The sequence below is a fragment of the Sediminibacillus massiliensis genome (genome assembly GCF_900156915.1).
GTDB classification, from domain to species: domain Bacteria; phylum Bacillota; class Bacilli; order Bacillales; family Amphibacillaceae; genus Sediminibacillus_A; species Sediminibacillus_A massiliensis.
In genome coordinates, this window is sequence record NZ_LT732533.1 from 15936 (window position 1) to 31384 (window position 15449).

Sequence of the window (15449 nt, forward strand, 5' to 3'; positions counted from 1 at the left end):
TTTTAAAACAGCTCAACCCTGATTTACTATAACAGAAATAGAAATCAAGGCTGCTTGATTGCACTTTATATAAGAGGGCAATATTTATTAATCTTCATTTATTATGGTCAATCTGCGCGTTTTTTCCGCTATTTCTTCCGGATCCACCTGGATTCTGGCCACACCTGATTCCATCGCGGCCTTGGCTACACTAGCAGCAACCGCAGGAGCCACTCTTGAATCGAACGGAGCCGGTATAACATAATCGGCATTCAATTCGCCTTCTTCTATTAGGGAAGCGATGGCTTCCGCTGCAGCAATCTTCATTTTCTCGTTGATACGGGTAGCCCGTACGTCAAGCGCGCCTCTGAAAATACCCGGGAAAGCAAGTACGTTGTTTACTTGGTTTGGAAAGTCTGAGCGGCCTGTCCCGATCACTTTCGCTCCGGCTGCTTTCGCATTTTCCGGCATTATTTCCGGTTCAGGATTTGCCATGGCAAATATGATCGGATCGTCATTCATGCTCTTCACCATATCTTCGGTCAACAGCCCACCCACTGAAACTCCGATGAAAACATCGGAATCAACGATAACTTCTTCCAAACTGCCTTCTTCCCGATTTTTATTGGTGATTTTGGCTATCCCGTCTTTCACTTCATTCATGCCGTAATCTCTGCCTTCAAATATGGCACCCTTTGAGTCACACATGATTGCATCCCTTACACCGAGGCTGTGAAGGAGCTTGATTATTGCAATCCCGGCTGCTCCTGCACCGTTTGCGACTACCTTTATATCCGAGAATTTTTTATCAACCAATTTTAAAGCGTTCAACAATCCAGCCACTGTTACAATGGCCGTCCCATGCTGATCATCATGAAAAATAGGGATATTTGTTTCCTTCTTCAACCGTTCTTCTATAATAAAACAGTTAGGGGCGGCAATATCTTCTAAATTCACCCCTCCAAAGGTAGGTTCCATTAACTTCACTGTCTTGATGATTTCTTCCATGTCATGGGTATCCAGACAAATCGGAAAGGAATCGACACCCGCAAAACTCTTAAACAATACAGACTTCCCTTCCATTACTGGCAGGGCTGCTTCAGGTCCTATATTACCAAGACCAAGTACAGCAGATCCGTCACTGACTACAGCTACCATATTTCCCTTCATCGTGTATTCATAGACAGACTCCTTGCGGTCATAAATCTCTTTACATGGTTCTGCCACACCGGGCGAATAGGCAAGACTTAGATCCTTTGCATTTTTTACAGGAATTTTTGGCTGGGTTGCCAATTTGCCCTTGTTTATCCGGTGTATATGTAGTGCTTCATCCCTCAATTTAGACATTACAGATCCGCTCCTTTAATATCCCAGAAATTGGTCTGACCACTTAACTACTCTATTATAACAAAACGCTATTTGCTGTAAAGTTGTTTTATTTGACCGCAACGTGTTCCTTACCAAATGCCTCATACAATCGGTTAAGACTATCACTGCTTATTTTTATATTGTAATTGCTGGATAACTGGTATGATCGCTTCGAATCAGCATGATAAACAATAATCGGATTATGGCCAGGAAAGTCTGTCGATATCTTCTTCAGAATGTTCATTACTCGCTGATTGTCTTCTTCGATTGCTTTGACAAAAACCCGCCGTGTTTCCCGATTGACTATTTTTTGTTCATCGAAAGGTTCCAAATCGGATAGAAGCCATTGGAGCCGTTCGTTTCTATTTTCTACTTTCCCTTTGATCAACACCATTGATTCTTCTTCCAGCCAGCGATTCACCCGCCGGTATAATTCGGGGAAAATAACTGCATCCATTTGCCCTTTTTCATCACCAAGAGTCGCAAAGGCCATAGATTCTCCCCGTTTTGTTCTAATTGTCTTAATACCTTGGACAACAGCTGCGCAACGTGCATTGTTTTGCCCTATTATATTTTTGGCATTTGTCAAGTCGACAAATCCGGCTGAACGGAGTTTTTCTCTGTATTTCGACAAAGGATGGCTTGACATGTATATTCCAAGCACTTCTTTTTCAAAAGCCAATTTTCTCATTTCACTGAAATCTTCTGTTTGCTTATAATCACCTTCAAGCTCTATAGTATTGTGGAAAAGGGATTGTTGGTCGTCGAATTCTCCAAACAACTCCCCCTGTTCCATTGCCTGGTCTATAGTTCCCAACAAGCTGGCCCGGTTGTTATAAACCTCATCGAATGAACCAGCAAAAATCAGGGATTCTATCACTTGACGGTTGACAACTTTCAAGGAGACTCTCAAGCAAAAGTCAAACAAGTTTTTGAATGGACCTTTTTTTCGTGCATGCACAATTTCTCTTACAGCTTGTGCCCCGACACCTTTAATGGAAAGCAAGCCCATCCTGATACTGTTTCCTGCCACCTTGAAGCCGCCAGAACTCTTATTTATGGAAGGTGGGAGCACTTCCACCCCAGACTCGGCAGCCTCCCGTATATACAGTTGAATCTTATCTTGCTGGTTCATGACAGAACTCATTAATTCAGCCAGAAAATAGGAAGGGTAATGTGCCTTCAGGTAGGCCAGCTGGTATGAAATCATACTATAAGCAACAGCGTGACTTCTATTAAACCCATAATTGGAAAAATGGACAATCCATTCGAATATTTGCTGTGCCGCTGTTTCACTATACCCATTATCTATACACCCTGCGATAAATGCTTCTTTCTGCTTGTTCATCACTTCTTTTTGCTTTTTACTGACAGCTCTGCGCAGAATATCAGATTGTCCAAGTGAAAAACCAGCCATTTTATTAGCTATCTGCATGATTTGCTCCTGATATACCAGTACTCCGTAAGTGTTGGAAAGGATTGGCTCCAAATCAGGATGTGGGTATGAAACATTCTCCTTTCCGTGTTTTCGCTTGATATACACTGGAATATATTGCATCGGGCCCGGTCTGTATAAAGCATTTACGGCAACAACATCTTCAAACCGTGTCGGCAATAAATTGGTCAGAACACCTTGCATGCCGGATGACTCCAGTTGAAAAATACCAGCCGTTTTCCCTTCCTTAAGTAGTTGAAAGGTCTCTTTATCGTCAAACGGAATATCCTGAACGTTAATATCCAATTTTTCTTTTTGTTTGATAGACGAAAGTACTCTTTCCATCAGGGTTAGATTTCTCAAGCCGAGAAAATCCATTTTCAGCAGGCCGATTGTCTCCAATTCTTTCATGGCAAACTGGGTCAATGCAACGCCATTCTGTCCTGGTATTAAAGGAACATGCTGTGTCAAAGGCTGTTCGCTGATTACTATCCCGGCAGCATGGGTAGATACATGTCTTGGCAATCCTTCCAGTTTTGCCGCAACTTTAAAGAGCGTCTTCAACTCAGATGAATTTTTGACATAATCAGTCAAAGTATCGGAAGCTTTCACGATTTCGGCAATTTTGCGAGAACTTTGAGAGGGGATCTCTTTCATGATAAATGCAGCATCCTGATTATCGATTCTCATTGTTTTGATTAGCTCTCTGAGCAGCGACCTGGCAGCAAAAGTACCATAAGTGATTATTTGAGCAACATGCTCTTCTCCGTACTTATTTCTTACATACTGTATGACTTCTTCTCTTCTTGTATCGGAAAAATCAATATCTATATCTGGCATACTGATCCGTTCAGGGTTGAGAAACCTTTCAAACAACAAATCATACTTTAGTGGGTCTACCTCTGTAATACCAAGTACATAAGCCACAAGGGAACCGGCTGCCGAGCCCCTGCCCGGTCCGACCATTATTTGATTGGTCTTCGCATACTGGATAAAGTCCCATACGATCAGGAAGTAGTCACTAAATTTCATAGAAGTGATTATTTCCAGCTCGTAATTCAGCCTTTCTTCCACTTTTCCAGTAATACGGCCGTATATTTCTGTTCCCTTTTCATAGCATAGTTTCTTTAAGTAAACAGATGCAGTCTCACCCCCAGGTACTGGATAGGACGGGAGCATCCTTTGATTCAGATCCAATTCGACGTTACAGCGAGCAGCAATTTTCCCAGACTCTTCAACAGCTTCCGGCCAGCTATCAAATGCTTGCCATATCTCTTCTTCGGAAGCAAGGTAAGAAATACCATTTTCCTTGACCGCTTGTTCCGGCCGCCAGTTTTCCCCAGTCCGTATTGCCTGCAAGCAATCAAATGCTTGATAATCCTGTGAAGATAAATATCTGACATCATTCAGCACAGTAACAGGAACCTCAGCCTGCAAGCTGGCATTTCTCAGTTCAGTATCCATTCCCGGAAAAGAAAAAACATTCTCGTCTATACCGAGGTAAAAATTACCCTCTGAAAACATCTGCTTCCAATAATTCAAAATAGAAGTCATGCCAGCTTGTCTAGAATCAGAGGTATCCTGAGCAAGATGGCCGAACGGAATAATACCTATCAATTGGTCGGAATGGGATGACAATGTTTCACAATCAATTATATGTTCGTCTTGAGTTTGAAGAATCGTGCTTAAGTGGATTAAGTTCCGATAGCCTGATTCATTTAACGCAAGCAGAAGACAAGGAGTTGTACCGGCATCATCTTGAGTAACTTGTACAACCAATCCGATGATGGGCTTTATCCCTTGTTCTTTACATGCTTGATAAAATGGAATGACGCCGTGAAGGACACCTTCATCTGTCAGCGCTAGCGAAGAAAATCCCAGTTTGGCTGCTTGATCAACCAATTTTTGTATTGTAATTGAGCTTTTCATTAAACTATAGCCGCTTCGGACTTGTAAATGTGTAAATTCCATATATCATACCCGCCTTCTCGTAATCCTATTATAGCTGAATGGCTGCCCAATTTTAAATCAATAAGATTAACATAACTTGTACTAACCGCTCATAATCTATAAGCAAGGACTTTGTAAAAAGGTGGAGAAAACAATATGGAAGAGCGCTTTATTTTCTTACTCATCCATTGTTATTTCATAGCTTTAGGCGTCATCCTAGGTGGTTCGATTATAGGAGCAATAGGATACTTGGTTACCGGCGATCCGCCACTGACAGCGGTCAGCAATGTGGCTAAAAGGCTGAGGATATGGGCAATTGTAGCAGCTATCGGTGGATCCTTTGATGCGATATCGAATCTTGAACGAGGTATTTTCGAAGGATCGACTATCGATATTGTCAAACAAGGTTTGTTGATGCTGACAGCTATGGCAGGCGTACAGACCTCTCTCCTAATAATAGAATGGTTTACACAACAGGAAATTGATTGATGCATATCCCGCCATATTACAAAAGAGAAAGCTGGCAGCGTTTTTTTTCCGGAGTTTTCATTGGTGCCATAATGGCTTTTGTTCTTTTCTTGTACATCTATGGACAATTTTATGAAAAATGGGTGGAAGAAAACATGGAATTGCATGCTCAGATTGCTGAATTGGACCGCCAGAAAGAGGCACTCCTGGAAAATCAAAAAGATATCGATGAAAAAACGAAAGAAAAGGTGACGGTTCAAACGATTGATGTAGAAGTTGAAAATGGGAAAGAATTAAGGTTAGACCGTTTAATTGTTCATCAATTGGAAGAGAACATTAAAGAAGAAATTCGGGATGTAGTGGGGAAAGACATTGTCAGCTTGTCCGAAAACGATTATTTCCTTGTATCCACAATCGAGAATAAAACATATCGGATTGACGACATAACATATAGGGCCACAGTTTCCAAGTTGATTATTGCCCCAGAGATTAAATTGACCATCAAACTTCACTTCTCCAATTAATAACAGAACCAAAAAAATGAGCCAGAATGGACATGAATTTTTGAATATTTTTTTAAAATTACCAATAAACGGATAGCACGCCCGCAAACAGGGAATATACTGAAGATAGAACATAAAACCATGGGATAGGAGTGGTTTGCATGTTGATCATAAGCAGGCGTGCAATGGCTCAGGAGAAAATGAAAAGTTTGATGAATGGATATTCGGCTTATGCGGAATCAGATGAATTGATAAGATTGGTTAAAAAAGAGATCGACAAACAAAATCTATCTGTAGTTTATGACAGTTCTGATGCTGGCTGTTGGTTTATCCCTGAAATCCAAACCGGTGATGCTGATAATACAGGAAAAATTTCTATTATGGAAAAAGGCTGAACCTAAGTGAATAGGAACAGCCTTTCTTTTTGTTATTCAAATTGTCCGCAGACTTTTTCCAAATCGCTTATAACATCTTCCGTCTCTTCCCAATTTCTAACTGAAGCGCCAGCAGCCATTGGATGCCCTCCGCCGTTGTATTTAGCGGCAATTTCATTTATAACCGGACCTCTGGAACGGAGCCTCACTCTGATTGTATCCTCTTCTTCGACGAAAAAGACCCAGGCTTTAATCCCTTCGATATCTCCCAGGACACCAACTAACTGGCTTGTTTCAAGAGAGGTCATGCCGAACTCCCGGAGAGTTTCTTTGCTGATTTTAATGCTGCTGGCCCCGGCAGGCGTTACCTCGAAGTTCTGAAGAATAAATCCTTTAAACCGGGCAAGATGCCTCTTTGTATTATAGATTTTTTCATAAAGTTCAGTACGATCGAACGAGTAAGCAACAAGATCAGAAGCGTATTTGAATGTCTTTTTAGTTGTACTCGGGAATAGGAACCTTCCTGTGTCGCCAACTATTCCGCCATAAATAAGTTTTGCAGCTTTATCATTAAATTGCAGTCCCTCTGCCTTGCCTTCCAAAAATAACTCATAAATCATCTCGCTTGTTGAACTGGCTGCAGTTTCAACCCAGGCCGGATCTCCATATGGATCGACATTTGGATGGTGATCTATTTTAATTATCTGCTTTGCCAGTGAATATCTTTGATCCGCTATTCTCTCTTGGTTAGCGGTATCACATATAATAGCCAATGCATCTTGATAAACTTCATCACCAATAGAATCCATTGCCGCCAAAAAGTTCAATGATGGGTCCTCATCTCCGACTATGTATATTTGTTTCTCCGGAAAGGATTGTTTTAACATTTCGCCAAGACCTGCTTGGGATCCATAAGCATCCGGATCAGGTCTTACATGTCTGTGAATGATAATCGTCTGGTAATCTTTTATCGTCTCGATAATTTTCTTTTTGACCATTTTCGGCCTCCTCTATTATTCTGAAAAAAAAGGGAATTTGTTATTATATTAACTATATTAACTGTTGCAGCAAATAAATTTCTTGTGTTTTCTAGTAAATACACGTAAAAAAAGCTACAATGATTACATTGCACATTTCAGTTAGGAGTAGATTTCCCATGTTTGTTTTTCCTATTATAATTGTTATTTCTCTTGTCTTATACGTCTATTATAAAGTCACCATTCTAAGGATTGATGACCCGCTCGATCAATTATACCTTAATTCAAAAGGCAAAGTATCTCTTGGCGTTTTTATTCTATTCTTCGGGATTCATTCCTACTTGTTTTATGAAACCAAGATTGCTTTGTACATAGGAATTGTCTTTGTTTTATTAGGTGCTATGCAAATTGCAGATGGACTGAAAAGGGCAAGGCATTATCGAAAAGAACTAAAAAAGGCCGGAAAATAACAAAAAAAACAGTCGCTGACTCTAAATGAAGAGTCAGCTTTTTATTGTTTTTATCGGTCTATCAGCTGTGCGAGTAGCAGCGCTTTGCCGACCAATACTTTTTCATGAAATACCTCAATATCCAATTTGGCAAATTTCCTTCCGGCTTCTAACAATCTCGGTTTTATGGTCAACATGCTTTCCAGTTGGATCGGCTTAATAAAATAGATGGATAAATTTTCAACGACTAGGTCCCCTTTTTTATACTTTCGGAGCAGACGGCTGGATGCTTCTGTGACAAACGAGGTAAATACTCCATAGGACATGGTCCCTAACTGATTTGTCATCTGAGGGGTGACAAGGGACTGGTAAACGGTTCCCTCATCTTGTCCGTCCTCGACAGCTTCCAGGCGGCTTGCTACTATGTCGTCGATCGTCTGTCCGACCTGCGGCTGACGATTGATATGTTGCAGTGCCTTTAAAACATCCTGTCTGGAAACAAGCCCCTGCAACTTGTGGTGCGGTCCAATCACTGGCATGATTTCGATTCCTTCCCAAACCATCATATGTGCCGCATAGGTCAAAGAAGTTTCTTTTTGGACCGTCATCGGGTTTTTTGTCATTACCTTTTCGATGAACATAGAGCGGTCTTTTCCGATCACATCTTTGGAAGTGACCATACCAGTAACACGCCCTCCATCATCTACGACAGGATAACGGCTGTGCGTTGTTTGTTCGTTGAACTGATACCATTTGTCTAACCTATCTCTTGGCGATAAATACACCACATCTTTTAAAGGTGTATAGATATCCCCGACCAGGACTATCTCTTTTTTGATCAATTGGTCATATATCGCTCTGTTAATCATGGCGGCAACCGTGAACGTGTCATAACTGGTGGACATTATCGGCAGTTTTTTTTCATCGGCGAGTTTTTTGACATTTTCTTCCGTGTCGAACCCGCCTGTTATTAAAACAGCAGCCCCTTCCTGCAAAGCCAGTTCATGCGCACGAACTCTGTTACCTACGATCAACAACGAATCCCGCTCCGTGTATCTCATCATTGCATCCAGTTTCATGGCACCAATCACAAACCTGTTGAGGGTTTTATGCAGCCCTTCTCTACCGCCAAGGACTTGTCCGTCGACGATACTGATAATCTCAGCAAATGTGAGATGTTCGAAATTTTCCTTCTTTTTCTTTTCTATCCTGATCGTTCCGACACGCTCTATCGTACTTACCATGCCTTGATTCTCAGCTTCTTTAATTGCTCTGTAGGCAGTGCCTTCACTGACATTCAATTCTTTGGCAATTTGTCTGACAGATATTTTATTGCCGACTGTCAGCGAATCGATAAAAGCTAGTATCTGTTCGTGTTTGGTAGCCAAACTTTTCACCATTCTTTCCATCTGTACTAATAATTTTTATCTAATTGTTATTATACAGATGATTACATCAGCCTTCAATTTTTTCCAAATTCCTTCCGCTTCTGTACGTCTTGTTCCATGACTGGCGGTTTGACCATTCTTAATAGGGAGGCAAAATTGGAACCTGCCACCAATAAGAAGAAGACCAACCACGCTGCCCAAAACATGGATGATAGACGGCCGCTGATTTCATGTATATACGGCCAGGCTAGATATAGAAAAAAACATGCCAGCAAAATTCTAAGCATTGCATACTGTCTCAATTTTCTTCCTCCTTCTGTTTCTGAGATACTATTATTCTATGCCTGGCCCATTTTTATCATGAGTTATCAGCGACTATATGATTAATCCAGAATCGAGCTTCGGTATTTTAGAGTTACCTTTGATGGGAACTGCGACATAGTGACAATTCTATTTTTTGAAGCTTATTCTTGTTCTGATTTTAGTTAAGCTTATGTACTCGCTGCGGCAGAACACTTCGCTTTCCGCGGGCACGGCCTCAGCCAGGGGACTACTTTGAATAAGCTTCCCTGCTCCCTTTGGGACTGCGATTACTCGCCCCATCTAAGACCCTTTGGGACTGCGGTTACTCGCCCCATCTAAGACCTTTTGGGACTGCGGTTACTCGCCCCATCTAAGACCTTTGCTGTTCCCACAGGATAAGGAAGGCTTCGTCAGCAATACATCGCACGAAGAAAATCGATTTGTATTTTCGAGGAGTCTGCGTGTTCTGCCTTCGCTGTTAGGATTTTCTGAATTTTGATGTTAGGAATACCTCCTGTCAGACATACTTTAGAACAACTTCTCACTTGATCAGAAAAACGAATGAAGCGGAGGATAAATGCGAGACTCCTGTGGGAAAGGAACAGTCTGAAGACCCCGCAGTGATGCACCTGCGTCTTCTAGTATCGCTTCGTAGTAAGCTTCCTCGGTGCAAGGGAGCAAAGGAGCCTACTCAAGGAGTACCCTGGCTGAAGCGTTCCCCACGGAAAGCGAGTGTTTTTCCGCAGCGCTGGACCACCTCTTAATCCGAAAAGGATGGTAGAAAGTCACGTTCAGTGAGCCCAGTTATGTCGCAGTTTATGTTTATTGTGTAAAATTAACCATTTTAAAGTCAGCGGTCTGAGGGTTGAAAAAAGAACCTGGAGGCTAAATGCTCCAGGTTCTGGTGGAATAAATGATTTATAGTTCGAGGCTTTCTCCTGGTTTAAGGGCATGTCCTTTTCCAGGCTTCACCTTTTCAGCAAATGCCTCTCCATCCTGCTCAATCAAAGGAAACGTATTATAGTGGATAGGAACAACTCGTTTTGCTTTTGTCCATTCTGCTGCGACCAATGCATCTTCTGGTCCCATGGTGAAATTGTCACCGATCGGCAGGAATGCCAAGTCAATATCGTTCATATCCCCGATTAATTTCAAATCAGAAAACAGTCCAGTGTCTCCGGCATGATAGATCGTTTTGCCTTCTACTGTGAGCAATATCCCAGCGGGCATACCGGTATAGATACTTTGGCCGTTTTCATCTGTAAAGGCAGAACCATGAAAAGCCTGAGTCAGCTTTACTTTCCCAAAGTCGAACTCATGTGAACCGCCAATATGCATCGGATGTGTATTCAGTTCTCGCGACCCGAGATATTCAGCCAGTTCAAAGGGTGCCACTACTAAGGAGTTGTTCCGTTTTGCGATATCAATGGTGTCCCCGACATGATCATTATGACCATGGGTAAGTAAGATAACATCAGCTTGTACTTGTGCTGCATCAAGATCGGAAGTATCATTCCCTGTTATAAAGGGATCAATCAATATAGTATGCTTGTCTGTTTCGACTTTTACTGTTGATTGCCCGTGAAAGGATACTTTCACTTTACATCACTCCTCCTAGATTAGTCATTCCCATCCTATCAATAGAGACAGGATGATACAAAACATATACCCTGTCGGCAACTATTTTAAAATTTTCTTGCTTCATTCAGTAATTTTGCCAGGATTTTTCATATTTCTGAATTAGAATCGGATTTATTAAAGTATTAGGCTCCAAAGTTATCAATTCTCCATCCGAATCCAATATTTGCTTGTTTTCATCTTTACCGAATTTAGACAAACTCGGCAAAATCTCTGTTGTCAGGAATCTAGTCGGCACTTCAATATCCACCCCCTTCAGGTTTATCGGAGTCCGGCTGGCCAGTATAAACCCCCAATTCCCGAAACTAGGAACGTCAACATGCAGCTGCTCTGTTGATAAACCGGTAGAAGCTATCGTCTCTGATATTGTCCAGTAAACCTCCCTTGCAAAAACTGGACTGGTCGCCTGGACGCTCAACGCCCCCTCTGGCAATAGATGATTCCTAATCAGGGAGTAAAACTCTTTTGTGTACAATTTATTCAGACTTTCGTCGTTAGGATCTGGAAGATCTACGATTATAACATCATACCAATCAGTTGCATTCTCGAGAAATTCAAAAGCGTCTTCGTGAATTACTTCAACTTTTTCATTTTTCAGAGAGCCTTCATTTAATCGAAGTAAATCTTGGTTTTGGTTTGCTAATTCAACCACTGCAGGGTCTAAATCCACCAATGTTATTTGATCAACTTCCTCATATTTCAATACTTCTTTGGCGGCTATACCATCTCCCCCGCCAAGAATCAGGACATGGCTATGTGATTCAGCCTGTGTCATGGCCGGATGGACCAATGTTTCATGATACCGATATTCATCGGTCGAACTGAACTGCAGCCCGCCATTCAAATAAAGCCTGATATCTTCCTTATCTTTCGTAACAATTATCTTTTGATATTTACTTTGTTCCATATGTAAAATGGGATCTTGGTAAAGTTTTTGCTCGAAGGAGAAGGCCATTTCCTCACCGAAGAAAAAACCTGCTATCAAGAGAAGCAATATCGTTCCTCCAGTAAAAAAGTGAAAGGCCGCTTTTTTAATTTCTTTTCTGAACAGCCACAAAACAATCAAGGCTACCGTTACATTAATACATCCCACCAAGAATGCAGACTTAACCATTCCCAAATAGGGGCGCAGAAAGAAGGCGAATAACAACCCGCCAATCAATCCACCTGCATAATCGGAAAAAAGAACTCGTGCTGTACTGCGGTTCAGACTGACGCCTATTTCGTTTGCTTTCCGGATCAATAAGGGCAGCTCCACCCCTGTCAAAGCTCCTACTATTAAAGTAATAGCGTAAAGAAACAGAGCATCAGTACCTTCAGGTGAAAAAGCTGTAAAGCCAAACATGGCGAAACTGGAAAAACCGCCGATCAATCCGACGGAATATTCGATATACACAAAGGAAACAATCAGATGTTTCAGTACCTTCTCACTAAAACTTGCCCCGATTCCCATCCCAGTTAAAAAAAAGGAAATTATTAAAGTATATTGCTTTACTCCATCCCCCAAAATATAGGAACCTAATGCTCCAAACAGCACTTCAAAAATAATGCCGCAAATAGACACAATTCCTGATGCCCAATAAATAAAGTGACTTTGCCTAATTGATTGTTGATCCAATTTTCATCCACTCCGCTTGCTTAATAAAGCTAATTATCAAAAAAACCTGACTTAATGTGATTCCCTTTAAGTCAGGCATAAAAGTATAAATGTGAATTTACCCTGCGAATTATTCATGTGAAGTTTCCGAGTATGACTCCTTTTTATGGTTATCAACGGTAGAATACACGCTTTATGTAATGGACGCTCCAATTACAAATGCTAAACCAACCGAAACAGCCAAGGAAACAACCCCTACAGCCACATTGTTGTTTTTTAGTTTTGTTTCCACAGAGAACTTCCTGGTCAACACTTCAAACAATAGATAAGCAATCATTTGCAAGACCACTCCATAAGCTCCCCATATCAATGTTTCCCAAACAGTAATGCTGTGATAAACAGCAAATGCAAGGATAATGCAAATTCCAATTATTTTCCCACTGACAGATAACGCCACGGCTGTGTTGCCATTGGAAATTTCTTCCCAATCCTTATATTGCCTTGTTAAATATTCAAATATTACTAATCCGATAAGCACTACCAGGATAGCAATGATAAAATATACCAATGTTGCGATAAACGGTCCCATCTATACTACCTCCTTTTATTTTCCTGAACCCGGGCCGCCGCCACGGAATGTGGACATTCCTCTGTTCGTATTCAACCCACCTCTGTTTTGCGTGGTATAACCGCCATAACAATTACTATTTCTACACTGCTCCATTCTTCGCTGACCCCAATTCGCGGAGTCGAGCATCCTGTTTAATATTAAGAATGTGAAGAAACTATTCAAATAATTAGGAGAGTAATTATTTCTGACGAACGCATCTGAAGCGACTTCAATCAACAATACATCGCCGTTTTCTTCACTAGGTTTGAATGTTACGAAATGGTCCGGATAAATTAATATCTGTTGATTATCTTCTACTTTGCTCACTTCTTCGGGGGGAAACAATTCTGTCATGAGCGAAACCAGCTCTTCTCTTTTAAACAATTTGGTACCATAGATATTCGCTGTACCATCTTCACCCGAAACCGAATCCAGCATAGGAAAATTATTGGAGATGATTGCTTCGATGTTGCCGCCAGAAGAATTCTCTAGCTGTGATACTACTTCCGATTTAGCTGGTTCTTCAGGTAAATCTTCGACAGATACAGAGGGTTCACTGGATGACTCATTTATCTCAGAATAATTTAATTGTCCGCACGCTGCCAGAAGTAAACACAACGGCAATATGACAGCACAAAGTAGTTTTTTCATTCTCAACCCTCCCTTATCCCGTGTTCTCTCCAGCTTACTCAAGCAAATGACTCAAAGGTAAAGCCCTTGCAGCCGGTTAGGTACAAGGGCTTGTCAAAGTCCATAGAAAGTCTGGTTGGACTATTACTCTTTGCCAAGCTTTTTTTTCAGAGCAGCCAGTTCGTCATCTACATTATTTTTTCCCAATTCTTCAAATTCATCATCAAGCGATTTACTTTGAGCGGAGAGGTCTTCGCTTGTTTCTGCTTCCGCTTCAAACTGAAGAACCTTTTCCTCCATTCTTTCAAAACCGCGTTTTGATTCGTCGTTTCCAATTGAAGACAGTGTGCGGTTCATTTTTGTACGGGTTTTAGCGGATTCCGCGCGGGCTTTCAAAGAATCTTTTTTCAGTTTCATTTGTTGATATTCTTTTTTCATTTCGTCCAGCTTGCTTCGCAAGGCTTCTGAATCGCTTTTTGCTCTTTCCCATGATTCCTTCAAAGTCTCAGCTTGTTCTGCCTGGTCGCTTTTGTCTTGAAGGGCTCGTCTCGCCAAATCTTCATTGCCAGCTTCAATCGCCTGTTCTGCCTGACTTTGCCTTTTCTCAACAAGAGCATGAGCATCGTCATACTTTCTTTTTAACATCTTTTCGTTCGCAATTTGTTTGGCCACAGAGCTTTCCACTTCTCTGATGTCGGATTCCATATCTCTCATAAATTGATCAAGCATTTTTACGGGATCTTCTGCTTTGTCCAACATAGCGTTCAACTCGGAATTGACCACAGTGCTTACTCTTTTAAAGAATTTAAACATAAATTTTTCCTCCTTTATATTATGAGCCTGCAATAATTTTTATTTCATATGGCTCTATCGGATATCCATAACTTACTTCCAACTCGCTTCCCCAGTCTTCCAGGCTGATGAAATGCTCCTCTTCTTCATCATAGTATTCTGCATATTTGATAGTTCTGCCATTGATATTTCTGCTTCTGCCTTCCCCTACTACTCTTGCCTCTCCTTGTTCATCGAGGAAGTAATCCTTAGCTTGATAGGACAATTGGTTTGGGAGCGGTTTGTTCACCGGCAGGTTTATTTGCTGATATATTCCTAACTCCAGCTCTTCATCCATTTCGGCAGATAACCAAAGGATATTCTTTCCCTCCAATAATTGATACCCAAACCATTCATATGCCTCTTGACGATAAGTGATTTTTCCCACAACCTCATAATCCACTAAATCATAAGTTATGATGTCGCCTACTTCGATAGATAACGGCGAACGTTCTTTTATTTCAGGTTTATTTTCTTTTTTTGAAAAAAGTTTGGAGAATAGTCCCATTGGTTCACCTCTTTTCTATATTATTGCATACGGTTCAAATCACGATGAAGTTTCATCTTTTAAAATTTTTTTAAGAAAGCTCACTATTATATGATAACAGGACTATATCACCCGTCCCAACAAAATTACCTATTGCACAATACTCATGTACTACGTCATAACTGAAGTGTGTCTTCCTTCCATCCTTTTCTGATTGAGTAGTAGTCCAGCGCTGCGGAAAAAGGTAAGCAATTTACCGCTAGGATAGAAAATTTCCACCATTTCTCTAACTTGGGTAATCTTAATATTAAATTCAGAAAACCTCTAACAGCGAAGGCAGAATACACAGACTCCTATGGGAACAGCAAAGGTTTTAGATGGGGCGAGTAACCGCAGTCCCATCTAAGACCCCCGTTAAGAAGCGTTCTTTGCTTCTGCGGAGGCTGAGGCCGTGCCCATGGA

General features: G+C 41.2%; 15 protein-coding genes. 4 read left to right on the top strand and 11 right to left on the bottom strand.

All coding sequences use genetic code 11. The features are described 5' to 3' along the window. Positions 1–87: 87 nt before the first annotated feature. Positions 88–1326 carry an NADP-dependent malic enzyme gene (gene ystJ, locus CZ434_RS00135; RefSeq protein WP_077621203.1) on the bottom strand — a complete coding sequence of 413 codons (1239 nt, stop codon included), beginning with the start codon at positions 1324–1326 and terminating at the stop codon, positions 88–90. Positions 1327–1414: 88 nt separating this feature from the next. Further along, a complete protein-coding gene (gene dnaE / locus CZ434_RS00140) occupies positions 1415–4753 on the bottom strand; it encodes a DNA polymerase III subunit alpha (protein ID WP_077621204.1) in 3339 nt (1112 codons plus the stop codon). A gap of 135 nt (positions 4754–4888) precedes the next feature. Here dnaE and ytrH point away from each other — a divergent pair, with 135 nt between their 5' ends. From ytrH to CZ434_RS00155, 3 genes are all read left to right on the top strand, one after another. Further along, positions 4889–5221 (top strand): sporulation membrane protein YtrH, encoded by a 333-nt coding sequence (gene ytrH / locus CZ434_RS00145; RefSeq protein ID WP_077621205.1) that lies wholly within the window; start codon positions 4889–4891, stop codon positions 5219–5221. Further along, positions 5221–5724, top strand: a complete 504-nt coding sequence (gene ytrI, locus CZ434_RS00150; RefSeq protein ID WP_077621206.1) for a sporulation membrane protein YtrI — start codon at positions 5221–5223, stop codon at positions 5722–5724. The genes ytrH and ytrI overlap by 1 nt, the downstream gene beginning before the upstream one ends. Before the next feature lie 140 nt (positions 5725–5864). Then, positions 5865–6098 (top strand): YtzJ family protein, encoded by a 234-nt coding sequence (locus CZ434_RS00155; protein WP_077621207.1) that lies wholly within the window; start codon positions 5865–5867, stop codon positions 6096–6098. A gap of 32 nt (positions 6099–6130) precedes the next feature. Here CZ434_RS00155 and CZ434_RS00160 read toward each other — a convergent pair whose 3' ends face one another. Continuing rightward, positions 6131–7075, bottom strand: coding sequence for a DHH family phosphoesterase (locus tag CZ434_RS00160; protein WP_077621208.1), 945 nt, complete (start codon positions 7073–7075; stop codon positions 6131–6133). 158 nt (positions 7076–7233) lie between these two features. Here CZ434_RS00160 and CZ434_RS00165 point away from each other — a divergent pair, with 158 nt between their 5' ends. Beyond that, the gene (locus tag CZ434_RS00165; protein WP_077621209.1) at positions 7234–7524 is read left to right on the top strand and encodes a YtpI family protein; all 291 of its coding nucleotides are present in this window, start codon (positions 7234–7236) and stop codon (positions 7522–7524) included. 50 nt (positions 7525–7574) lie between these two features. On the opposite strand, the gene CZ434_RS00170 is transcribed toward CZ434_RS00165, so the two are convergent. The 8 genes from CZ434_RS00170 to CZ434_RS00205 form a co-directional block, all read right to left on the bottom strand. After that, the gene (locus CZ434_RS00170; protein ID WP_077621270.1) at positions 7575–8891 is read right to left on the bottom strand and encodes a DRTGG domain-containing protein; all 1317 of its coding nucleotides are present in this window, start codon (positions 8889–8891) and stop codon (positions 7575–7577) included. A gap of 74 nt (positions 8892–8965) precedes the next feature. After that, on the bottom strand, positions 8966–9193 hold the full coding sequence (locus CZ434_RS00175; protein WP_077621210.1) for a hypothetical protein: 228 nt from the start codon (positions 9191–9193) through the stop codon (positions 8966–8968). A 919-nt stretch (positions 9194–10112) separates the two neighbouring features. Further along, complete coding sequence (locus CZ434_RS00180) at positions 10113–10793, bottom strand: metal-dependent hydrolase (protein WP_077621211.1); 681 nt, start codon at positions 10791–10793, stop codon at positions 10113–10115. 106 nt (positions 10794–10899) lie between these two features. Continuing rightward, on the bottom strand, positions 10900–12450 hold the full coding sequence (locus tag CZ434_RS00185) for a polyamine aminopropyltransferase (RefSeq protein WP_077621212.1): 1551 nt from the start codon (positions 12448–12450) through the stop codon (positions 10900–10902). 172 nt (positions 12451–12622) lie between these two features. Beyond that, positions 12623–13018, bottom strand: coding sequence for a DUF350 domain-containing protein (locus CZ434_RS00190; protein ID WP_077621213.1), 396 nt, complete (start codon positions 13016–13018; stop codon positions 12623–12625). A gap of 15 nt (positions 13019–13033) precedes the next feature. Then, a complete protein-coding gene (locus tag CZ434_RS00195) occupies positions 13034–13690 on the bottom strand; it encodes a DUF4247 domain-containing protein (protein WP_077621214.1) in 657 nt (218 codons plus the stop codon). Positions 13691–13813: 123 nt separating this feature from the next. Beyond that, complete coding sequence (locus CZ434_RS00200; RefSeq protein WP_077621215.1) at positions 13814–14482, bottom strand: PspA/IM30 family protein; 669 nt, start codon at positions 14480–14482, stop codon at positions 13814–13816. Between the two features lie 19 nt (positions 14483–14501). Next, on the bottom strand, positions 14502–15008 hold the full coding sequence (locus tag CZ434_RS00205) for a DUF4178 domain-containing protein (RefSeq protein ID WP_077621216.1): 507 nt from the start codon (positions 15006–15008) through the stop codon (positions 14502–14504). Between the last annotated feature and the right edge of the window lie 441 nt (positions 15009–15449).

Coding starts and splice junctions, on each gene's coding strand:
- CZ434_RS00195 (WP_077621214.1), bottom strand. CDS start 13,690: ATGAAAAAACTACTTTGTGCTGTCATATTGCCGTTGTGTTTACTTCTG.
- dnaE (WP_077621204.1), bottom strand. CDS start 4,753: ATGGAATTTACACATTTACAAGTCCGAAGCGGCTATAGTTTAATGAAA.
- ytrI (WP_077621206.1), top strand. CDS start 5,221: ATGCATATCCCGCCATATTACAAAAGAGAAAGCTGGCAGCGTTTTTTT.
- CZ434_RS00200 (WP_077621215.1), bottom strand. CDS start 14,482: ATGTTTAAATTCTTTAAAAGAGTAAGCACTGTGGTCAATTCCGAGTTG.
- ystJ (WP_077621203.1), bottom strand. CDS start 1,326: ATGTCTAAATTGAGGGATGAAGCACTACATATACACCGGATAAACAAG.
- CZ434_RS00160 (WP_077621208.1), bottom strand. CDS start 7,075: ATGGTCAAAAAGAAAATTATCGAGACGATAAAAGATTACCAGACGATT.
- CZ434_RS00190 (WP_077621213.1), bottom strand. CDS start 13,018: ATGGGACCGTTTATCGCAACATTGGTATATTTTATCATTGCTATCCTG.
- CZ434_RS00155 (WP_077621207.1), top strand. CDS start 5,865: ATGTTGATCATAAGCAGGCGTGCAATGGCTCAGGAGAAAATGAAAAGT.
- CZ434_RS00165 (WP_077621209.1), top strand. CDS start 7,234: ATGTTTGTTTTTCCTATTATAATTGTTATTTCTCTTGTCTTATACGTC.
- ytrH (WP_077621205.1), top strand. CDS start 4,889: ATGGAAGAGCGCTTTATTTTCTTACTCATCCATTGTTATTTCATAGCT.
- CZ434_RS00205 (WP_077621216.1), bottom strand. CDS start 15,008: ATGGGACTATTCTCCAAACTTTTTTCAAAAAAAGAAAATAAACCTGAA.